General features: G+C 57.0%; 22 protein-coding genes. 16 read left to right on the top strand and 6 right to left on the bottom strand.

All coding sequences use genetic code 11. The annotated features are described in order from the left end of the window. Window positions 1-270 precede the first annotated feature (270 nt). From BN1125_RS18975 to BN1125_RS05615, 5 genes are all read left to right on the top strand, one after another. On the top strand, window positions 271-990 hold the full coding sequence (locus tag BN1125_RS18975; protein ID WP_156993119.1) for a hypothetical protein: 720 nt from the start codon (window positions 271-273) through the stop codon (window positions 988-990). Between the two features lie 197 nt (window positions 991-1,187). After that, window positions 1,188-1,484, top strand: a complete 297-nt coding sequence (locus BN1125_RS05630; protein WP_042011145.1) for a putative quinol monooxygenase — start codon at window positions 1,188-1,190, stop codon at window positions 1,482-1,484. A 47-nt stretch (window positions 1,485-1,531) separates the two neighbouring features. Continuing rightward, window positions 1,532-2,335, top strand: a complete 804-nt coding sequence (dkgB, locus tag BN1125_RS05625) for a 2,5-didehydrogluconate reductase DkgB (RefSeq protein WP_042011144.1) — start codon at window positions 1,532-1,534, stop codon at window positions 2,333-2,335. A gap of 555 nt (window positions 2,336-2,890) precedes the next feature. Further along, entirely contained in the window at window positions 2,891-4,069 is a 1,179-nt protein-coding gene (locus BN1125_RS05620) for an MFS transporter (protein ID WP_042011143.1), read from the top strand. 145 nt (window positions 4,070-4,214) lie between these two features. Beyond that, complete coding sequence (locus tag BN1125_RS05615; RefSeq protein WP_042011142.1) at window positions 4,215-4,886, top strand: NAD(P)H-dependent oxidoreductase; 672 nt, start codon at window positions 4,215-4,217, stop codon at window positions 4,884-4,886. 276 nt (window positions 4,887-5,162) lie between these two features. Here the strand turns inward: BN1125_RS05615 and BN1125_RS05610 are convergent, their stop codons facing one another. After that, on the bottom strand, window positions 5,163-5,801 hold the full coding sequence (locus tag BN1125_RS05610) for a tellurite resistance TerB family protein (protein ID WP_042011140.1): 639 nt from the start codon (window positions 5,799-5,801) through the stop codon (window positions 5,163-5,165). Between the two features lie 142 nt (window positions 5,802-5,943). On the opposite strand from BN1125_RS05610, the gene BN1125_RS05605 reads away from it, so the two are divergent. The 3 genes from BN1125_RS05605 (at window position 5,944) to rsmS (ending at window position 6,991) form a co-directional block, all read left to right on the top strand. After that, window positions 5,944-6,246, top strand: a complete 303-nt coding sequence (locus BN1125_RS05605) for a hypothetical protein (protein ID WP_042011139.1) — start codon at window positions 5,944-5,946, stop codon at window positions 6,244-6,246. A gap of 20 nt (window positions 6,247-6,266) precedes the next feature. Further along, window positions 6,267-6,737 (top strand): acyl-CoA thioesterase, encoded by a 471-nt coding sequence (locus BN1125_RS05600; RefSeq protein ID WP_042011138.1) that lies wholly within the window; start codon window positions 6,267-6,269, stop codon window positions 6,735-6,737. A 98-nt stretch (window positions 6,738-6,835) separates the two neighbouring features. Further along, window positions 6,836-6,991, top strand: a complete 156-nt coding sequence (gene rsmS / locus BN1125_RS18435; protein WP_084202261.1) for a pleiotropic regulatory protein RsmS — start codon at window positions 6,836-6,838, stop codon at window positions 6,989-6,991. Window positions 6,992-7,134: 143 nt separating this feature from the next. Here rsmS and rluF read toward each other — a convergent pair whose 3' ends face one another. The 4 genes from rluF to BN1125_RS05585 all read right to left on the bottom strand — a co-directional run bounded on the left by rluF (window position 7,135) and on the right by BN1125_RS05585 (window position 9,520). Then, window positions 7,135-8,154, bottom strand: coding sequence for a 23S rRNA pseudouridine(2604) synthase RluF (gene rluF, locus BN1125_RS05595; protein WP_042011137.1), 1,020 nt, complete (start codon window positions 8,152-8,154; stop codon window positions 7,135-7,137). Beyond that, window positions 8,144-8,491 (bottom strand): VOC family protein, encoded by a 348-nt coding sequence (locus tag BN1125_RS19750; protein ID WP_342027723.1) that lies wholly within the window; start codon window positions 8,489-8,491, stop codon window positions 8,144-8,146. The genes rluF and BN1125_RS19750 overlap by 11 nt, the downstream gene beginning before the upstream one ends. Before the next feature lie 130 nt (window positions 8,492-8,621). Beyond that, the gene (locus tag BN1125_RS18970; protein ID WP_156993117.1) at window positions 8,622-8,876 is read right to left on the bottom strand and encodes a hypothetical protein; all 255 of its coding nucleotides are present in this window, start codon (window positions 8,874-8,876) and stop codon (window positions 8,622-8,624) included. Between the two features lie 170 nt (window positions 8,877-9,046). After that, window positions 9,047-9,520 carry a very short patch repair endonuclease gene (locus tag BN1125_RS05585; RefSeq protein ID WP_042011136.1) on the bottom strand — a complete coding sequence of 158 codons (474 nt, stop codon included), beginning with the start codon at window positions 9,518-9,520 and terminating at the stop codon, window positions 9,047-9,049. A gap of 118 nt (window positions 9,521-9,638) precedes the next feature. Here BN1125_RS05585 and BN1125_RS05580 point away from each other — a divergent pair, with 118 nt between their 5' ends. Then, on the top strand, window positions 9,639-11,048 hold the full coding sequence (locus BN1125_RS05580; RefSeq protein ID WP_084202260.1) for a DNA cytosine methyltransferase: 1,410 nt from the start codon (window positions 9,639-9,641) through the stop codon (window positions 11,046-11,048). A 39-nt stretch (window positions 11,049-11,087) separates the two neighbouring features. Here the strand turns inward: BN1125_RS05580 and BN1125_RS05575 are convergent, their stop codons facing one another. After that, window positions 11,088-12,311, bottom strand: a complete 1,224-nt coding sequence (locus BN1125_RS05575; protein ID WP_042011135.1) for a type II restriction endonuclease — start codon at window positions 12,309-12,311, stop codon at window positions 11,088-11,090. Between the two features lie 308 nt (window positions 12,312-12,619). Here BN1125_RS05575 and rsxA point away from each other — a divergent pair, with 308 nt between their 5' ends. From rsxA to nth, 7 genes are all read left to right on the top strand, one after another. Continuing rightward, complete coding sequence (rsxA, locus tag BN1125_RS05570) at window positions 12,620-13,201, top strand: electron transport complex subunit RsxA (protein WP_042011134.1); 582 nt, start codon at window positions 12,620-12,622, stop codon at window positions 13,199-13,201. A 4-nt stretch (window positions 13,202-13,205) separates the two neighbouring features. Further along, window positions 13,206-13,784, top strand: coding sequence for an electron transport complex subunit RsxB (rsxB, locus tag BN1125_RS05565; protein WP_042011133.1), 579 nt, complete (start codon window positions 13,206-13,208; stop codon window positions 13,782-13,784). Between the two features lie 14 nt (window positions 13,785-13,798). Further along, on the top strand, window positions 13,799-16,453 hold the full coding sequence (gene rsxC, locus BN1125_RS05560) for an electron transport complex subunit RsxC (RefSeq protein ID WP_042011132.1): 2,655 nt from the start codon (window positions 13,799-13,801) through the stop codon (window positions 16,451-16,453). An 11-nt stretch (window positions 16,454-16,464) separates the two neighbouring features. Next, window positions 16,465-17,517 (top strand): electron transport complex subunit RsxD, encoded by a 1,053-nt coding sequence (rsxD, locus tag BN1125_RS05555; protein WP_042011131.1) that lies wholly within the window; start codon window positions 16,465-16,467, stop codon window positions 17,515-17,517. Between the two features lie 43 nt (window positions 17,518-17,560). After that, window positions 17,561-18,193, top strand: coding sequence for an electron transport complex subunit RsxG (gene rsxG, locus BN1125_RS05550; RefSeq protein WP_042011130.1), 633 nt, complete (start codon window positions 17,561-17,563; stop codon window positions 18,191-18,193). A 15-nt stretch (window positions 18,194-18,208) separates the two neighbouring features. Then, complete coding sequence (locus BN1125_RS05545; protein WP_156993115.1) at window positions 18,209-18,997, top strand: electron transport complex subunit E; 789 nt, start codon at window positions 18,209-18,211, stop codon at window positions 18,995-18,997. Between the two features lie 13 nt (window positions 18,998-19,010). Continuing rightward, on the top strand, window positions 19,011-19,611 hold a 601-nt coding region (gene nth, locus BN1125_RS05540; protein ID WP_042011129.1), incomplete at its 3' end, for an endonuclease III.

Here is a 19,611-nt window from a genome sequence, read left to right as displayed (position 1 = left end):
ATCATGGGTAATCAGGTATTTTTTTGATCTTACCATTGTAAATTTGGCCTCGAATGGAATAACATCTACAGCCAATGGCCTTTGGAAAAGACCACCAATTTTTTGCTCTTTGAAAAATTTAGTTTTTAACTAAATGTAACTGATTACATAATTTCAATAAATCATGCAAATTCACCCAAACATAAATAACGTTTTTCATTAGAAAAATAATAATGTGGATGCGTGCTTATATTTTAATTGTTGTTTTGATTCGGATTTGTCGGGGATTATATGGAAAATAAAAGTATACTTGGATGGTCTTTTGGTTTCTTAACTTCACTTCTTGGGGCCGGCTGGGCAGTATTTACATACGTTGTACCAGACCCATCAGTTTTGGGAATGGAAGCAATTAACTGGAAAAATGTTCTTTTATTTACCTCTTCCTTAGTTGCCATATCTTGGGTCGTTGTGTATTTTTTCCTTCAAAAACTTCCTTCCGTCATTCGTCACCTATCGATTGTAATTCTATATTCAGTGACGGCATTTAGTTTTTTCTGGGTAGGGACAAAATACCAAGATCCATTATTTGGAAGTTCAGAGCAAGAGGCTATATATGCTTACAATGACAGCGCAACAATTCTTGGGAAACGTATAGAAACCATTGAAAACATCTCAATCCAATTGCGTGGATGTCAGAAAGTAATGGGGAAAATAGCGTGCAAGCTAGATCTCCTAAATAACAATGCAGATCGAGACGTTTCTTTTTCTGGTGATACTCGTGCTTTTGATGACGTAAGCAATGAGATGGAACTTGACTCATTAGTCATAGGCTCATCAAATGTATCAACATATAAAACATTTGCTTTGCCAAAAGGCGTAAAAACAACCGTGATGATTGCATTCAAACTCACTAATGAAAACTCACAGAAGTTAACCTCCTTACGTGTAAAACTATCAGGTTTAAATGGCGTGAGGAAAGGTGTGAAATTTGATGGTGTCCCATTGGTTTAATTGAATTAAAGTGGTGTTGGTCTGTCTAACACCACTTTAAAATCATTAATAAAAACTCAAGCTTGAGCAGTACCGGAATACTCCGCATAGTTCTAGCCATTGCTGCTCTCCCCTCAATACTATTTTGCGACCAGCGCCCTGTTTCCTGCAAGTCACGGCAGGCATACTGACCCTTCGTTTTTGCCAAGGAGGTTCAGATGTCATCACCCGTGATTGTGATTGCCCAGCTTGAAGCCAAACCCGAATTCGCCGCTCAGTTTCGCGCCGCCCTGGACCCCTTGATCGCCGCCACCTTGCAGGAGGCTGGCTGCCTGCGCTACCAACTGCATCAGGATCGGGACAATCCCCACAGCTGGATGCTCTACGAGGTATGGGAGAGCGACGCCGCCCTCAGCACCCATCAGGGCCAGCCCCACTTTACCGAATTTGTCGCCAAGGCCGAGCCCTGGTTTGCCAGCAGCACCATTCGCCGCTATCAGCCGCTGGGCGCCTGATCCGCCGCGCCCCTGTGCGCCCTTTTGTAACCCATTCGAGGAATAACATGATGAAGATGCCCAATCTGGGTCTTGGAACCTTTCGCCTGACCGGTCAACCCCTGCGCGACTCCCTGCTGCAGGGGCTTGAGCTTGGCTACCGCCATATCGACACCGCCCAGATCTACGCCAACGAGGCCGAAGTGGGCCAGCTGATGAGCGAGAGCGGTGTGCCCCGCCAGGATATCTACCTGACCACCAAGGTGTGGACCAGCGAGTTCGGCCCGGGCAAGGTGATCCCGAGCCTTGAGGTGAGCCTGGAAAAACTGGGCACCGACTATCTGGATCTGGCGCTGATCCACTGGCCCTCCCCGAAGGATGAGGTACCGATGGCGGTCTATCTGGAGCAGTTGGCCGAGGCCAAGGCTCGGGGCCTGACCCGCGAGATCGGGGTCTCCAACTTCACCGTGGCCCAGCTCAAACAGGCTATCGAGATGTTGGGGCCGGGGGCCATCGCCCACCAGCAGATCGAGGTTCATCCCCTGCTGCAAAACCGCAAGGTGGTGGAGTTCTGCAAAGCTCAGGGTATCGCCGTTACCGCCTATATGCCGCTCGCCTATGGCAAGGTGCTGAGCGAGCCGCTGCTGATGGAGATTGGCCAGCGCCACGGGGTATCGGCGGCACAGGTGTCGCTGGCCTGGCTGCTGGCACAGGACATGACCGTGATCCCGAGCTCCACCAAGCGGGAGAATCAGACCGCCAATCTGGCCGCTCTCGATATCACCTTGAGCAGCGAGGAGATGGCCGCCATCGCCACGCTAGATCGGGGCGAGCGCTGCGCCAACCCGGACTTTGCGCCGGATTGGGATTAAACGGGAAGGGAGACATCGGCTCTCTTGCTTCGACGGCGGATACCGGCAACTCTCACGAGCCTATTGCAACCACGAACTATCCCCTCTCCCGACGGGAGAGGGTCAGGGTGAGGGCAAGCGACCTCCCCCTCATCCCCAACCCTTCTCCCACAAGGGGAGAAGGGTGCAAATAACGCCCAATGACATTTTTCAGCAAAATCGGGAGGTATCATGCCTCCCGCTTTTTTTGCCCTTTCATCTCACTCGTTGCTCATTCCCCCACGCACAGCAGGTTCAGCCAACCCTGTCGCCTTCCATTACCCCCGTCCCCGTTTCCTCTTTGTACCCTACTCGCTCAGCACGCTTTTACTCTGCTCTCCAGTCACTTCGCTCTCATCTCTCATCTCTCTTCCCCCCTCTTTGCGGCCACTCTTGTCTCTCACATTCCCCTCCTACTCATCGCCATTGCTGCTGATTTGGCAAAAGTAATTTGATGTTGCCGTCATTTTTGCCAACAAACTGCATCGGCATACTGGCGCCATTCTCCCGTCGGGAGTCCCTATCCAAGGAGTTGTTATGCCACTGGCGTTATTTGCCCTTACCCTGAGTGCCTTTGCGATCGGCACCACTGAATTTGTGATCGTGGGGCTCATCCCCACCATCGCCGAGCAGCTCAATGTCTCGCTCCCCTCCGCGGGCCTGTTGGTCAGCCTCTATGCCCTTGGCGTAGCCATCGGCGCCCCCGTGCTCACGGCGCTCACCGGCAAGGTGCCGCGCAAGTGGCTGCTGGTGGGACTGATGGCGCTCTTTACCGCTGGCAACCTGCTGGCCTGGCAGGCCCCCGGTTACGAGAGCCTGATTGTGGCCCGCATCCTCACCGGGCTGGCGCACGGGGTTTTCTTCTCGGTGGGCAGCACCATCGCCACGGGTCTTGTGGCCAAAGAGAAGGCGGCGAGCGCCATCGCCATCATGTTCAGCGGCCTTACCGTGGCGCTGGTGACCGGCGTACCGCTCGGCACCTGGATTGGTCAGGTCTTTGGCTGGCGTGAAACCTTTCTGGTGGTGAGCCTGCTCGGCCTCGTCGCCATGGTGGGCAGCCTGCTGCTGATCCCCAATAACCTGCCCAAGGGGGCGGCCTCGACCATTCGCGAGCAGCTCTCGGTATTGACCAAAAAGCCGCTGCTGCTGGTCTACGCCAAGACCGCCCTCGGTTACGGCGGCGCCTTCACGGCGTTTACCTTCCTCGCCCCCATCCTGCAGCAGGTGAGTGGCTTTAGCGCCGGTGCGGTGAGCCTGATCCTGCTGGTGTACGGGGTATCGGTCGCCATCGGCAATATCTGGGGCGGCAAGCTGGCCGACAAGATGGGCCCGTTGCCTGCGCTGAAGCTGCTGTTTGCCGGTCTGGCGCTGGTGCTACTGGCCCTCACCTTCACCGCGCCCCATCCGGTGCTGGCAGTACTGACCGTACTGGTGTGGGGCGCCTTTGCCTTCGGTAACGTGCCGGGTCTGCAGGTGCTGGTGGTCAAACAGGCCGAACTGCACACCCCAAACGCAGTGGATGTGGCATCGGGTCTCAATATCGCCGCCTTCAACGTCGGCATTGCACTGGGATCTGTGGTCGGTGGCTTGGTGGTAGAGCACCTCGGCCTGATACACACCCCTTGGATCGGCGCCCTTATCGTGCTGCTGGCCTACGGGCTGACCCATGTCAGCGAGCGCCGGGAAGCCCTTCGGCTGGCCGCCTGTCAGGCATAAGTTGCGCCAGCAGGCGTCACACAAGGGTGTGGCGCCTGCTGCAATCGGTACGGCTGGCTTCTATGCTGTGACACAGCGTCAACCCGGTGATCAGCTCACCGGCCACTCCCTGCGCCACCACCCATCATTTGCCACGGAGTCTGTTATGAAGGTGCTTATCGTCTATGCCCATCCCGAACCCAAAAGTTTCAACGGTGCCCTGTTCTGCCACGCCATCAGGGCGCTGGAGCAGGCGGGCCACACAGTGATGACCAGCGATCTCTATGCCATGGGCTTTGATCCCGTCTCGGATCGGCGCAACTTCACCGCCGCCAGCGATCCCGATTTTCTCAAGCTGCAGCTTGAAGAGCTGGCTGCCACCGAGCAGGGCAGCTTCGCCCCCCAGCTGGAGCAGGAGATGCAAAAGCTGGAGGCCGCCGACCTGTTGATCTTCCAGTTCCCGCTCTGGTGGTTCGGCCTGCCCGCCATCCTCAAGGGGTGGGTGGATCGGGTCTTTGCCATGGGGCGGGTCTACGGTCAGGGCCACCTCTATGAAAGCGGCAAGTTTCGCGGCAAGCGGGCCCTGCTGAGCCTCACCACCGGCGGCCCCACCGAGACCTATCTGCCCGATGGCTTCAACGGCGATATCGACGGGGTACTGCGCCCCATCCAGCGCGGGATCCTGCAATTTGTCGGCTTCGATGTGCTGCGCCCCCATATCTGCTATGCCCCGGTGCGGGTTACGCAGGAAGAGCGCGAAGCCTGGCTCGCCCAATGGGCCGAACGCCTTGGCCAGATTGAGCAGGAGCCCCCCATCGCGGTCGGTCGCTATCAGTAACAGGGCGGCTCAGCCAGTCTGTCTGCAAAAAGACGCAATGATCGGTGAAACCTGTGGCAGGTACGCCTGTTGGATGCCTCCCAGCGGCTCTTGCAGCAGCAGGCACAGGGCCACATTCTGCTTTCGCAAGGCCCGTAACCCGCGTTGAAACCCTGCGCCATCCTGGGGGCTATGCCCTGCCATCCAAATAGGCTCATCCGCATCTTTTGATTAGCAACAGAAACAACAACGCCCCTTGGGCGGGGCGTGAGCGGCAATCCATGGCGGTGAGGGGTATCAGGCGGGGGCGTTAAGTTGGGCCACCTGCCGCTCGATGCTTCCTTTGAGGTTGTCATCGAGCTTGAGGGCGCGCGCCAGCTCGTCGAGATACCCGCGCTCCATAAAGTGATCCACTTCGATGGCGAGCAGGGAGGCGAGATAGACCTCGGTCGCCAGCTCCATGTCAGTCACTTCCCTCGCCAGTGCGTGGGGATCGAGGGGGCGCGCCAGCTCGGCATCGATCCAGCGGGCGGTATCGCTCTGGCCCTGCTCGGTCAGGTACTCCTGAATTTTCTGGCGCTCGGCGCCGTCGATATGGCCGTCGGCGCGGGCGGCCGCCACCATGGCACGCACCAGCAAGGCGGCGCGGGCATCCAGCGCATTACCTTCAAGAGAGCTGATGGGCTGAGTGGGCTGGGCTGGGGCCGACTGTTGGGCCTGCCAATCCTGATAGAGCTTGTACGCGAGACCGCCAAGAGCCGCAGCGCCGCCTACGGCCGCCGCCTGGCTGCCATATTTGCGCACTTTTTTGTTGCCCAGCAGCAGACCCAGCGCGCCACCGGCCAGTGCCCCCTGCATCTGCCCCTTGCGCTTGTCGCCCCCCTCGTTGAGCCAGCCTTTGCCAGCCCCCAGCAACTGTTCCAGCATCTGTTTCATCGTGACACCTCGCTATTGTTCGGCCCATGCTGGCGCCAGCGTCATGAACCAAGAGTGAATGGGCCCCCATTATTGCACCGTCCCCTGTGCATCCTGCCGCCATTCGGGGTATACCTGACACAGGTCAACCAGGAGTATCAGGATGCGCACCATCACCCCTTTCGTGATTCTGCTGTTATGCGGCAGCGCCAGTGCCGCCAGCGAGCTGGATCGCTCAACCCGGCAGGCCAAGCTGGATGCCGCGTGCCAACAAGCGCAGCAGCAGCTGGTCGAGCAGGGCAAGCAACAGCGGATCGACGCCTGCATCAAGGAGGGCGGCAAGGCCGATAAATGCCGGCAGACGTTCGCCAGCTTTGGCGAGCGCGAAGGCAACAAGCGGCCAGTCCTCAATAACCTGCCCCCCTGCCAACAGGCAGACGCCTATCGCAAGAGCTACCGCCAATGACCCCTAATCAAGGAGCAAACATGACCCCACCTCACGAACTGACCCTGCAATTTCTGGCCGAGCCCTCCGACGTCAATTTCGGCGGCAAGGTTCACGGTGGCATGGTGATGAAGTGGATCGATCAGGCGGGCTATGCCTGTGCCGCTGGCTGGTGCGGTGGCTATGCGGTGACCGTCTATGTGGGGGGGATCCGCTTTTTGCGCCCCATCCAGATTGGCCATCTGGTAGAGGTGCACGCCCGGGTGATCCACACCGGCACCAGCAGCATGCATCTGGCGGTGGAAGTCTACAGCCGCCACCCCACCGACACCGAACGCCACAAGACCACTCACTGCATCATCATCTTCGTGGCGATGGACGAGCATGGCAAACCGACCCCGGTGCCCCAGTGGCAGCCGGTGAGCGAGAGCGATCGGCTGTTGCAGCAGTACGCCAAAAAGCTGATTGCCCTGCGCGAGGAGATCGACAAGGAGATGCGCCAGCACCTCTGAATCCTTCGCAGCTCCATTGCCCGAAAAACAGGGGCGCTTTCGGCCAGCGGCGGCGCCCCTGTATAATTCCCCCTCCTCCCGCAACCGGAACCCTGCCCATGTCACTGGAAACTGCCCCGCCCGAGGTGAAACTCGCGGTGGATCTCATTGAACTGCTGGAAACCAACCAGCTGGCCCCCGAGCTGGTGCTGGCGGCGCTGGCCATCGTGCAACAAGACTACGAGCGCAAACTGGCCGAGGGCCAGACGCGGTAAGAACTGCCGACTTGGCGCGGCGAATCATTCATCCCTTGCGATTGTCCCCAACGCCCCAAAGCGACACACCGGCCTTGGGCCGGTGTGTCGAGATAACTGCACGTAGGGGGGAACAGCAGGCGGAGCCAGCTCAGGGTTGCAACTCAGCGCCCCTTCTTCTGCCGTCCGGTGTTAGCGGTGCGCGGCTTGCCGGTGGCCGGTTTGCCACCCTTGCCGGGTGCCCCTTTGCCAGCACCGCCCTTGTTGGCTGCACCTTTACCCGCGCCCCCCTTGCCCACCGGCAGCTTCTTCTCGAAGGCTTCCGGGCCCGGCACATTGGGGCGCCCGCCAATCTCGTGATCGTCATCGCGCCGCGGCTTCTTGCCCTGCCCCGGTTTGGCGCTTTGCGCCGCAGGAGCCTTGGCCGCCTTGGGCTTGTCGCCTTTGGCCGGTTTCACCTCGGAAGAAGAGTCCTCAATCAGCTTGAACAGCTCGATCAGCTCGTCGTCGGTGAGATCGCGCCACTCGCCCACCGGCAACCCCTTGAGGCTGACGTTCATGATGCGAATGCGCTCCAGCTTGGTCACTTCAAAACCGAAGTGCTCGCACATGCGGCGGATCTGGCGGTTAAGCCCCTGCACCAGGGTGATGCGAAAGACGAACGGCGCCTCTCTCTTCACCTTGCACTTCTTGGTCACGGTACCGAGGATCGGCACCCCGGCCGCCATGCCGCGCACAAACTCGTCGGTCACCGGCTTGTCGACGGTCACCAGATACTCTTTCTCGTGATCGTTACCCGCCCGCAGGATCTTGTTGACCAGATCGCCGTGGTTGGTCAAGAAAATCAGCCCCTGCGAATCCTTGTCGAGCCGCCCGATGGGAAAGACCCGGGTGCTGTGGTTGACGAAATCGACGATGTTGTCCTTCTCGCCCGCCTCCGTGGTACTGACGATGCCCACCGGCTTGTTAAGGGCGATCAGCACCAGACTGTCCGCCTCGCGCGGTTCGATCACCTGACCGTTCACCAAGACCCGATCGCCAACCTGCACCTGATCGCCGATCCCGGCCCGCTTGCCGTTGATAAAGACGTGGCCCTGCTCGATAAAGCGGTCGGCCTCGCGGCGCGAGCAAATGCCGCTCTCGCTGATGTATTTGTTCAGGCGCATGGATTCGTTAGCCAGCATGAGTCACCTTGTATTGCCGGGGTACACACCCCGCGAGTTTAAAACACGGCACCTTATCATATCTGGCCCCCCAAACGGCAGCCTGTTGCGCAGGCTCCGAACCTGCTTGCTCCAGCGGCCAGCGGGTGATAAGGCAGACATCCCCCGATCCCACCTGCGCCCGGTTGCGCGGCTCCTGCCCCAACAGTTGCAGATTGATCTTCTGGTTGCCAAACCCTACCGCCCGGCGCCCCGCACCGAAGGTGATGGCCTCCATATTGAGCACCGAACTGTAAAACGCCACGGCCCGTTCGATATCACTGACCGTCAATACCAGATGGTCGATATGGCTGATCATGATTTCCTCCTGTTGGTGATGTATCACAGCACAAACGCCAGAGATGAAACCATCTTTGATTGCCAAATATTGTTAATGTTATCTATTTTTAGAAAAAAATTAAAACATGACCATCACATGTCAATAAAGCCTATTCCCTGCAAATAATGCCAGCCGCTTCAACTACCTGCTGAAGCGAACCTGAACACACTATTTTTGCAATTAAACTTTCATCATCATATGAAAATGATAGTAGCTCATACAAGTTACTATCTTCATTCTCGAAGATCACTTGTCCTTGGGTTACATCACCACTGATTAACCACGTCTGATAAATCCAATCAGCAGATAAACCTATCATAGGATAACGCCGATTCAATTCACCTATCAAAATATCTGCTTTCATATATCTACCATCTCCATTAAACGGCCTGCCAACATTAAGTAGCATACCATCTTCAGCTATGGAGAGATAATAAGAAATAATATTCAGCCCATATATCGATCATACTTATAGATATAAGAGGATGTTTGATTAATTAACAGCTCCCACTATTAACTAACATAATTTTTTCATTATTTCTGAAAATGTAATTCACATCCTCCAGCAATTTCACAATGACTTGCACCACTGGTCAGCCACCAGCTGATCACCAGGGTCAATCGTTCAGGATCATGTCGCAAACGTCCTTTCAGGGCACACTCCCAGATCGTCAAGCGGCGGATCCCCAGTTGTTCCAGTTCGACCAAATGCCGCCGATCCCGGTCACGGTTGGTGGCAATCTTGGTTTGCCAGAATGCAGTTCTGGTCGATGGCAGCTTGAACAGATGGCAGTCATGCCCATGCCAGAAACAACCATTCACCTCGATCACCGCACGGTAGCGCGTCAGCCAGAGATCCGGCTTGCCAGGCAAGGCTGCATTGTGTAGACGGTAGCGAAACCCGGCATGATGCAGCAACTGGCGAATCTGTATCTCCGGCTTGGTATTGGCATTCTTAATCCCGGCCATAAACCGGCTTCTGGTCTCTGCATTCACTATGTCAGGCATACAGATACTCGTTTGAAGGCGAATGATAGATACTGTGTTTTTTTACAGCCCCAGGCGTTCTCTCTGGGTTAAATGAGTGATAAGATTCCGCGCAACTGCAACACGCCCAGATTTTGATATGACACATTCAACCTCCTCTGCACACAAAACACCTGAAGAAGATCAGGTATTCTCCAGCAAACGCAAAGCTGAAGATCGCTATCTGATGGAAAAAGTCCTCGAAATCTATGACCAGAAGCAAGTTGCTGAAAAGCTGCGTGCATTGGGCGATGCCGACTGGACTCGTGAAGCCCTGAACCGCTGGCTCAATGGCAAAATCGAACAAAAGCCGCTGACTCATGTCGAAACAGAAATGCTGAAAAGTCTCATCCCTTCACCCCCGAAGCATCATGGCCATTACGATTTCAAATTTATTGACCTGTTTGCGGGTATTGGTGGCATTCGTAAAGGCTTTGAGGATATTGGTGGGCAATGTGTCTTTACCAGTGAGTGGAACGAACAGGCTGTCAGAACTTACAAAGCCAACTGGTACTGTGACCAAGCGGACCACAAATTCAATTCCGACATCCGTGAAATCACCATGCCGGACAATGACAATCGTGATTTTGTCTATGCCCACATAGATAAAGAAATTCCGGATCACGATGTACTGCTTGCCGGCTTCCCGTGCCAGCCATTCTCCTTGGCAGGTGTATCCAAGAAGAACTCACTTGGACGCGCCCATGGATTTGAGTGCGAAGCTCAAGGAACCTTGTTCTTTGATGTAGCACGTATCATTGATGCAAAAAGGCCGACAGCCTTTGTGCTTGAAAATGTAAAAAACCTGAAAAGCCATGACAAAGGAAATACATTCCGGGTAATCAAGGAAGCATTGACCGAGTTGGGTTATTGGGTTTCAGACTTGGATGTTAATGGTTCGAGTGACCCCAAGGTTATAGATGGCAAACACTTCATCCCCCAACACCGTGAACGTATTGTGCTTGTCGGTTTCAGAAAAGATCTGAACCTGCATGAAGGTTTCACGCTAAAAGATGTTGCCACGTTATTTCCTGAGAACAGGATTACTTTTGCAGACCTGCTTGAACCAGTTGAAAAAATTGACTCAAAATATATTTTGACACCCAAGTTGTGGTCTTATTTATATCAGTATGCGAAAAAGCATCAAGCTAAGGGGAATGGCTTTGGCTATGGTCTTGTTGACCCAAAAAATCCAGCAACGGTCGCAAGAACACTGTCTGCACGTTACCATAAAGACGGCTCTGAAATTCTGATTGATCGTGGCTGGGATATGACATTGGCAGAGACAGAGTTCAATAATGAGAACAATCAGCAAAATAGACCACGCCGTCTGACTCCCAGAGAATGTGCAAGATTGATGGGGTTTGAAAAACCGGGTGAATATAACTTCAGAATCCCCGTTTCAGATACCCAAGCCTATCGTCAATTTGGCAACTCTGTCGTAGTTCCAGTATTTTCTGCCGTGGCAAAATTAATGAAGCCATACATAATGAAAACAAAGGAAAAATAATCCAAAAGCCCGCCATGATTCTGAGGCGGGCTTAATTTTCTACTGGCAGCCTTTTACCTCATTAATGAAATCTCGAAATGACATTAATTGAGGCCGCTGCTCAGGTGTATAAGTTTGTTGAATGGTCGTAGGTACAACAAGTTGCAAGTTATTCGCTTGCATTTGTTCTGTCTGATTTTCACTGATCGCAGGCTCCATGGTAATCAGATGCTTACGTTCCACCCTCGTAGCTTCTGCCAATACTTGACGCCATCTATCTTTACAAGTGGTTTTAGCCCCTAATATCCTTAGTTTGTTGGAAGGGAAATGCTTGTCTGCATAACAATCAGAGCTTGGGAATATGAAATCCGGTTTCTGACGCTCCTCAGTTAAACCACCACGCTCAAAATCAACTCCCGACTTGTTTAAAATAAACTCAATATGATTTTCAAAAGCATGACCACTGCGAGACTTACGACGATTCTGCACGCTCAGGGAAAAGCGAACAAACTCATCAACGTCATCGCCATTTTCCCCGAAACCGGCTAACAGAGTCTCTTTTACAATATGCCTTTCCAATTGCCGAAACGCAGACTCCTCTACCTCCATCCATTCAATTAGTGCACTATCTGGCTCTTCAAAAGGACAGATATCTTTTGCCAATGTTCTGGTAAATGCAGAGAAGTCCTTGGTTTTAGGAAATGCCGCACCGAACTTGTCCAGAATAATGTCAAGATAGCCTGGGCCATCATGGCCAATCTCTATGCCATAACGAGCAAGCATTAATCTAATCGGAACAGCTAACCCTTTCCCAATATTTAATCGTGTCAGTCCCTTTTCACTAGCCACCACAGTCCGCGCACCAAATAGTGAGCGAATTTGCAATTCAAAATCGCTATGGGGAGGACAAAAAATCATCAGGAGAGAACCTTCCCGAGTCAGGGCAATCAGGAAGAAATCTCCAGGCTTGAAACGATTGCTGACATCATTTGATTTGTAGTAAAGCCGCCACTCAGCCCCTCGATCCTCTTTTTGATACCGAGAATCATACCAGGTGACGATATCTTCCGAGACCAGCGGTTCATCATAGCTCTCGCTCAAATAGACCATCGTCGCCCGGATAGTAAGCTGACTCCCATCGTCAGGCATCCCCAATTCCCGACCAATACCGGCATTAACAAGGCCGCCGATTTCATGCTGGTGGGAACTTTTTGGATCTGCATCAACGACTGACAGGTACTTGAATGCGGCAGAAGAAAAAACGTCAGCAAGCTGTTCAAACATGTTCATTGCTCTGTCTACAGGCGAGGAGGACATAGAGTAACGTGGCTGATTGCTTTATGCATCAATATGTTATGGGTATGTGACGCCATCACCACCCCCAATCTTTAAAATGTGCGAGCATTCACACCATTCCGGAATTGGCTACCTCCCGCTCAGCCCGAAAAGTGCGCAGTGCCTCCTGGAACTGTGTTGATATTGGCCATTTGACTAATAACCATGCGGCCTTGCGGTTGTTTAACGTGCCCTAACATCAGATAATACTGCCCGCCTTCAAACCCGGATAACCCGACTTTCAGTGACGGTAATTGATGACTGAGTACCTGCTTTTATTGATCGGCACCGTGCTGGTTAACAACTTCGTGCTGGTGAAATTCCTCGGCCTCTGCCCCTTTATGGGGGTCTCCGGCAAGCTGGAAACCGCCATCGGCATGGGGCTGGCGACCACCTTCGTGTTGACCCTCGCCAGTGCCAGCTCCTATCTGGTGGAGCACTATATCCTGCTGCCGCTGGATATCACCTATCTGCGCACTCTCGCCTTTATTCTGGTGATCGCCGTGGTGGTGCAGTTTACCGAGATGGTGGTGCGCAAGAGCAGCCCGACCCTCTATCGCCTGTTGGGGATCTTCCTGCCGCTGATCACCACCAACTGCGCGGTGCTCGGGGTGGCGCTGCTCAGCATCAATGAGCGACATGATTTTATCCAGAGCGTGATCTACGGCTTTGGCGCCGCCACCGGCTTCTCGCTGGTGTTGATCCTGTTTGCCGCCATGCGCGAGCGTCTGGTCGCCGCCGATGTGCCCGCGCCGTTTCGCGGGGTGTCGATTGCCATGATCACCGCCGGCCTGATGTCGCTGGCCTTTATGGGCTTTACCGGCCTTATCAAGATATAGCGCTATGACTCACATACTCTTTGCCATTCTGGTGCTCACCCTGCTGGCGCTGGCGTTCGGGATTATCCTGGGCTTTGCCGCCGTCAAGTTTCATGTGGAAGCAGACCCCATCGTCGATCAGCTCGATGCCCTGCTGCCCCAGACCCAGTGTGGCCAGTGCGGCTATCCGGGCTGCAAACCCTACGCCGAAGCGCTCGCGGGCGGCGATCAGATCAACAAGTGCGTACCCGGTGGCGAGGCCACCATGCGCAAGATTGCCGATCTGATGGGGGTCGAGCCCCAGCCAATGGGAGGCAGTGACGAAGCCGCGGTGCCAGTCAAGAAGGTCGCCTTTATCCACGAAGATCAGTGTATCGGCTGCACCAAGTGCATTCAGGCCTGCCCGGTGGATGCTATCGTCGGCGCCACCAAGGCGATGCATACCGTGATTGCCAATGAGTGCACCGGTTGCGATCTCTGTGTCGATCCCTGCCCGACCGACTGTATCGAGATGATCCCGGTGCCCACTACGGTCGATAACTGGAAGTGGGATCTCAATAACGTGCATGTTCCGGGCAAGATTCCGGTCAAGATAGTGGAATAAACAGCGGAGCAACCATGCATTCCTTACTCGAACGTATCAAAGCCGGGACTCTCTGGGACTTTCACGGTGGCATTCACCCCGCCGACAACAAGCTGCAATCGAGCCAGAGCCCGGTGGTAGACGCCGGTTTGCCGCCGCGCCTCATCATTCCGCTGCGCCAGCACGCAGGCCCCGCTGGCGATCTGCTGGTACAGGTGGGCGACAAGGTCAAAAAAGGGCAGCCGCTGACCCGCTTTGCCCACGGAAGGACAGTGCCGGTGCACGCCTCCACCTCAGGCACCATCACCGAGATTGGCAACCACACGGTTGCCCACCCCTCCGGGCTCGGCGATCTCTGCGTCATCCTCACCCCAGATGGCGAAGATGCCTGGGGTGAGCGCAATGGCAAAGCCGATTACTGGAATCTGGAGCGGGGCGAGCTGCTCGAGCGCATTCAGCAGGCAGGGGTAGCAGGCCTTGGCGGTGCCGTCTTTCCGACCCACAGCAAGCTCGACGGCCGCGGCCAGCTCACCGAGATCCTGATCGTCAACGGGCTGGAGTGCGAACCCTATATCACCACCGACGATCGGTTGATGCAGCAGTACGCCGACGAGATCATGGATGGCATCCGGGTGCTCAAGCACCTGCTCAAACCCAAGCTGACCCTGATCGGGGTGGAAGATAACAAGCCCGAGGCGATCGCTGCGCTTAACCACCACGCCACCGACAACGATGTGCTGGTCAAAACGGTGCCGACCAAGTATCCCTCCGGCGGGGCCAAGCAGACCATCGAGCTGCTCACCGGCCGTCAGGTGCCCAAAGGCGGACGGGCGGTCGATATCGGCATCATGGTGCTCAACGTCGCCACCGTGTTTGCCATCAAGCGCGCCATCATCGACGGCGAGCCGCTGATCGAGCGGATCGTCACCCTCACCGGCGACAGCTTCAAGCAACCCGGCAACGCCTGGGTGCGCCTGGGTACGCCGGTGCGCTGGCTGTTGCAGCGTTTCGAGCTGCAACCGGAAGCGGAGCAGCGGGTGATCATGGGTGGCCCCATGATGGGCTTTACCCTGCCCCACGCCATGGTGCCGGTGGTCAAGGCCACCAACTGCCTGCTGGCGCCGACGCAGGCCGAACTGCCCGTCCCCGGCCCGGAGCAGCCCTGCATCCGTTGCAGCGTCTGTGCCGATGCCTGCCCGGCTACCCTGCTGCCGCAAGAGCTCTACTGGTACAGCCGGGCCAAGGAGTATGACAAGGCCGAGCAGCTCAACCTGATGGACTGCATCGAGTGCGGCGCCTGCGCCTGGGTCTGCCCGAGCGAGATCCCGCTGGTGCAGTACTACAAGATCGCCAAAGACGACATTCGCGAAGCCCGCGCCGAGGCCGAAAAAGCCGAACGCGCCAAGCAGCGTTTCGAGGCCAAGCAGGCCCGTTTCGAGCGGGAGAAAGCGGCCCGCGAAGCGCGTCACGCCGAAGCTGCCGCCCAGCGCCGTCAGGCTATGACCACCGCAGGCGGCGAAGATCCGGTGGCAGCGGCGCTGGCCCGCATCAAGGCCAAGCAGGATGCCCCCATCACCGTCATTACCGCCACCGCCGAGGGCTTGCCCGACAACAGCGCCGTGATTGCCGCCCGCGAAGCACGCAAACGGGAAGCGGAAGCGCGCCGTGCCGCCAAGCTGGCCGAGAGCGCCAACAGCGACACTGCCGCCGCTGCGCCGCAACCCGCCGAGGCGGTTGACCCCACCAGCGATCCCAAGAAAGCAGCCATCGCTGCCGCACTGGCCCGCGCCAAGGCCAAGAAAGCCGCTCAGGCTGGCGATAGCGCCGAGTCTGTGACTGCCGAAGCCGTTGCGGCGCCTGTTGCAGACGCAGACCCGAAAAAAGCGGCGATTGCCGCTGCCATTGCCCGTGCCAAAGCCAAAAAGGCCGAAGCCAGTGGCGAGCCGGTAAGCGCAGATAACAGCGCGGTAGCCGACGCAGGCACGCAAGGCGATGCACCTGTCGATCCCAAGAAAGCCGCAATTGCTGCCGCCATTGCGCGGGCCAAAGCCAAGAAGGCCGCCCAGCAGGGTGACAGCGCTGAGGGTGACCTGACCGCAAATGCTGGCACCAGCGAATCCGCTGCAACCCAAAGCGATGCGCCATCTGCTGCCAGCGAAGCGGGCGATCCCAAGAAGGTTGCTATCGCCGCAGCCATCGCCCGCGCCAAGGCCAAAAAGCTGGCCCAGCAGGGCGAGAGTGCCGGTGCTGAAGATGCGCAGAGTGAGCCAGCAGCCAGCGCACAGACCCGCGACGAGACGGTAGCAAAAAACGAAGTAACCACCAGCCAGAACGATACAGCGGCAAGCGAAGCGGTCGATCCCAAAAAGGCCGCAATCGCCGCAGCCATCGCTCGTGCCAAGGCCAAGAAACTGGCGCAGCAGAGCGCAAGTACCAGTGCTGAAGTAGAGATTGCCGGTACTCAGGTAGACAGGGCCGGAACTGAGGGTGAGCGCGCACCGGCCGAGCCGATGCAAACCGACGCCGCCACGCCTGAAGCGAGTGCCCCTGCGACTAATGCCCCGGTTGATCCGAAAAAAGCGGCCATTGCGGCCGCCGTGGCCCGCGCCAAGGCGAAGAAGCTGGCGGCCGAGGCAGCCAGAGCCGCCGCTGAAGATGCCCCCTCAGCCGACCGAACCACCACAAGGTAACTGACAGACTCATGTTCAATATTGCCACTGCGCCGTTTGCCCATAACCGCAAACAGACCCGAACCCTGATGCTGCTGGTGATCCTGGCCTGCGTGCCGGGCTTGCTGGCCCAGACCTGGTTTTTTGGCTGGGGCTCCTTTATCCAGATCCTGCTGGCGCTGGTGACTGCATTGGCGAGCGAGGCCCTGGTGCTCAAGCTCCGTAGCCGCCCCATCAAGCCAGCCCTGATGGATGGCAGTGCAGCGCTCACCGCCGTGCTGATTGGTCTCTCCCTGCCGCCGCTGCTGCCGTGGTGGATGCTGGTCGTGGGCACGGCCTTTGCCATCATCGTTGCCAAGCACCTCTACGGCGGGCTGGGCCAGAACCTGTTCAACCCGGCCATGGTCGCCTATGTGCTGCTGCTGGTCTCCTTCCCGGTGCAGATGACCAGCTGGCTGCCACCCCAGAGCGTTGCCGCCTACAGCCTCGGCGTTGGCGATGCGGCGTCGGTGATCTTCACCGGTTTTAGTCTCGACGGCTACAGCATGGCCCAGCTCAAGCAGGGGGTGGATGGTCTTACCATGGCGACTCCACTCGATACCCTGAAAACCGGCCTGACCCAGGGGCTCACCACCAGCGAAATTCTGAGCGGCCCGCTGTTTGAGGGCTGGGGCGGCATCGGCTGGAGCTGGGTCAACCTCGGCTATCTGCTGGGCGGCCTGTTCCTGCTGCAGCAGAAGGTGATCAACTGGCGCATTCCCACCGCGATTCTCGGTGCCCTGCTGCTGGCCTCCACCATCGGTTATCTGGTCAGCCCGGATGCGACCGCCACCCCTATCTTCCATCTCTTTAGCGGCGCTACCATGCTGGGGGCCTTCTTTATCGCCACCGATCCGGTCAGTGCCTGCACCACGCCGCATGGCCGACTGGTCTATGGCGTATTGATCGGCGTGCTGGTCTACATCATTCGCCGCTTTGGCGGCTATCCCGATGCGTTCGCCTTCGCCGTGCTGCTCGCGAACCTCTGTGTACCGTTTATCGATAGCCTGACTCGTCCAAAGGTATATGGAGCCCGTCGCCAATGATGTTTCTGCCATTATTCCCCATCACAGCTGACGGAGCCCGGACATGTTAAAGAGCATGCGCAAGAACGGCCTGATCCTGGCGTTGTTCGCGCTCGGCTGCAGCGCGCTGGTGGTACTGACCTTTGAGCTGACCAAGGATAAAATCGCCCACCAGCAACAGCTGGAGAAGCTGCAGACCCTCTCGGTATTGCTGCCGGAGGGGAGCTATGACAACGATCTGGTGGCCAGCTGCAAGCAGGTGACCAGCAGGAAGTATCTCGGCAGCGATCAGCCGCAGGCCCTCTATACCGCCAGCAAGCATGGCGTGGTGACCGGCTATGCGCTGGAGGCGATCGCGCCGGATGGCTACAGCGGGGCGATCCGCATCGTGGCGGGCTTTGATGCCAAGGGCACCATCACCGCCGTGCGCGTGCTCGCTCACAACGAGACCCCGGGCCTCGGTGACAAGATAGAGCTGAAAAAATCGAACTGGATCAACAGCTTTGCCGGAAAATTCCTGACCCATGACAATGAGCCCCAGTGGGCGGTGAAGAAGGATGGCGGCGAGTTCGATGCCTTTACCGGCGCCACCATCACCCCGCGCGCCGTGGTCAAGGCGGTGAAGAACCTGCTGACACTGCAGCAGGCGCAACCCGAACTGCTCAGCAACGCCCCGGCTTGTCCGGCGGCGAACTAACGGAGTCGAGCCATCATGAACCAGATGGAACAGATTGAAACGGGCACCGCCCCGATTGCCGAGCCGCTGACCGAGCAGGAACAACGCAAGAGCGAATTCCGGGAGCTGATGAGTCAGGGGCTGTGGAAGAATAACCCCTCGCTGGTACAGGTGCTGGGGCTCTGCCCGACCCTCGCCGTCTCCTCCACCTTTACCAATGCGCTGGGGCTGGGCCTGGCCACCATGGCGGTGCTGGTCTGCTCCAACCTCGCCGTCTCGCTGGTGCGTAACTGGGTGCCGAAGGATATTCGCATCCCGGTCTATGTGATGATCATCGCCTCGCTGGTGACCAGCGTGCAGCTGCTGATGAACGCCTACACCTATGGCCTCTATCAGGCCCTCGGCATCTTTATCGCCCTCATCGTCACCAACTGCGTCATCATCGGCCGCGCCGAGGCGTATGCCTCCAAGAACCCGCCGTTGCTGGCGGTCATCGATGGCTTCATGATGGGGCTGGGCTTCACTCTGGTACTGCTGTTGCTGGGGGCGATGCGCGAGATCATCGGCATGGGCACCCTGTTTGATGGCGCCGAGCTGCTGCTGGGCGAGTGGGCCAAGTCCCTGCGCATCGAGCTGTTCCACGCCGATGCCAGCCTGCTGCTGGCGATTTTGCCGCCGGGCGGCTTTATCGGGCTGGGGCTGCTGATCGCCGGCAAGAACGCCATCAACGACTGGCGTGATCGCAAACAGGCCGCCATTCTGGTTCACAGTAATGGGGCCCACAGCAACGTTGCCCCGGCTCGCGTCCGGGCGACCGAACTATGATCGGGCGCAAGGCATGAACAACCAGAAACGCAGAGAGATCCTTGAGCGGCTGCGGGAAAACAACCCCCACCCCACCACAGAGCTCAACTTCAACTCGCCGTTTGAGCTGTTGATCGCTGTGCTGCTCTCGGCGCAAGCGACCGATGTCAGCGTCAACAAGGCAACCGACAAGCTCTATCCGGTGGCCAACACCCCGCAAGCGATGCTGGATCTCGGGGTGGACGGGCTCAAGGAGTACATCAAGACCATTGGCCTGTTCAACACCAAGGCCGAGAACGTCATCAAGACCTGCGCCATCCTGTTGGAGCGTCACGGCGGCGAGGTGCCGGAAAACCGCGAAGCACTGGAAGCCCTGCCCGGCGTCGGCCGCAAGACCGCCAACGTGGTGCTCAATACCGCCTTTGGCTGGCCCACCATCGCCGTCGATACCCATATTTTCCGGGTATCGAACCGCACCGGCTTTGCGGTAGGCAAGAATGTGGATCAGGTGGAGGAGAAGCTGCTCAAAGTGGTACCCGCCGAGTTCAAGCTGGATGTCCACCACTGGCTCATTCTGCACGGGCGTTACACCTGTCTCGCTCGCAAGCCCCGTTGTGGTTCCTGTATCATCGAGG

Origin of the sequence: Aeromonas fluvialis, assembly GCF_000819885.1 — a bacterium.
GTDB lineage: Bacteria > Pseudomonadota > Gammaproteobacteria > Enterobacterales > Aeromonadaceae > Aeromonas > Aeromonas fluvialis.
Note: the sequence above shows the minus strand (reverse complement) of the source record. Positions and strands in the feature narration are given on the sequence as shown.

Bases quoted from the DNA above. Each gene is read 5' to 3' on its own strand.
- BN1125_RS18975 (WP_156993119.1), top strand. From the start codon at position 271: ATGGAAAATAAAAGTATACTTGGATGGTCTTTTGGTTTCTTAACTTCA.
- BN1125_RS05630 (WP_042011145.1), top strand. From the start codon at position 1,188: ATGTCATCACCCGTGATTGTGATTGCCCAGCTTGAAGCCAAACCCGAA.
- dkgB (WP_042011144.1), top strand. From the start codon at position 1,532: ATGATGAAGATGCCCAATCTGGGTCTTGGAACCTTTCGCCTGACCGGT.
- BN1125_RS05620 (WP_042011143.1), top strand. From the start codon at position 2,891: ATGCCACTGGCGTTATTTGCCCTTACCCTGAGTGCCTTTGCGATCGGC.
- BN1125_RS05615 (WP_042011142.1), top strand. From the start codon at position 4,215: ATGAAGGTGCTTATCGTCTATGCCCATCCCGAACCCAAAAGTTTCAAC.
- BN1125_RS05610 (WP_042011140.1), bottom strand. From the start codon at position 5,801: ATGAAACAGATGCTGGAACAGTTGCTGGGGGCTGGCAAAGGCTGGCTC.
- BN1125_RS05605 (WP_042011139.1), top strand. From the start codon at position 5,944: ATGCGCACCATCACCCCTTTCGTGATTCTGCTGTTATGCGGCAGCGCC.
- BN1125_RS05600 (WP_042011138.1), top strand. From the start codon at position 6,267: ATGACCCCACCTCACGAACTGACCCTGCAATTTCTGGCCGAGCCCTCC.
- rsmS (WP_084202261.1), top strand. From the start codon at position 6,836: ATGTCACTGGAAACTGCCCCGCCCGAGGTGAAACTCGCGGTGGATCTC.
- rluF (WP_042011137.1), bottom strand. From the start codon at position 8,154: ATGCTGGCTAACGAATCCATGCGCCTGAACAAATACATCAGCGAGAGC.
- BN1125_RS19750 (WP_342027723.1), bottom strand. From the start codon at position 8,491: ATGATCAGCCATATCGACCATCTGGTATTGACGGTCAGTGATATCGAA.
- BN1125_RS18970 (WP_156993117.1), bottom strand. From the start codon at position 8,876: ATGAAAGCAGATATTTTGATAGGTGAATTGAATCGGCGTTATCCTATG.
- BN1125_RS05585 (WP_042011136.1), bottom strand. From the start codon at position 9,520: ATGCCTGACATAGTGAATGCAGAGACCAGAAGCCGGTTTATGGCCGGG.
- BN1125_RS05580 (WP_084202260.1), top strand. From the start codon at position 9,639: ATGACACATTCAACCTCCTCTGCACACAAAACACCTGAAGAAGATCAG.
- BN1125_RS05575 (WP_042011135.1), bottom strand. From the start codon at position 12,311: ATGTTTGAACAGCTTGCTGACGTTTTTTCTTCTGCCGCATTCAAGTAC.
- rsxA (WP_042011134.1), top strand. From the start codon at position 12,620: ATGACTGAGTACCTGCTTTTATTGATCGGCACCGTGCTGGTTAACAAC.
- rsxB (WP_042011133.1), top strand. From the start codon at position 13,206: ATGACTCACATACTCTTTGCCATTCTGGTGCTCACCCTGCTGGCGCTG.
- rsxC (WP_042011132.1), top strand. From the start codon at position 13,799: ATGCATTCCTTACTCGAACGTATCAAAGCCGGGACTCTCTGGGACTTT.
- rsxD (WP_042011131.1), top strand. From the start codon at position 16,465: ATGTTCAATATTGCCACTGCGCCGTTTGCCCATAACCGCAAACAGACC.
- rsxG (WP_042011130.1), top strand. From the start codon at position 17,561: ATGTTAAAGAGCATGCGCAAGAACGGCCTGATCCTGGCGTTGTTCGCG.
- BN1125_RS05545 (WP_156993115.1), top strand. From the start codon at position 18,209: ATGAACCAGATGGAACAGATTGAAACGGGCACCGCCCCGATTGCCGAG.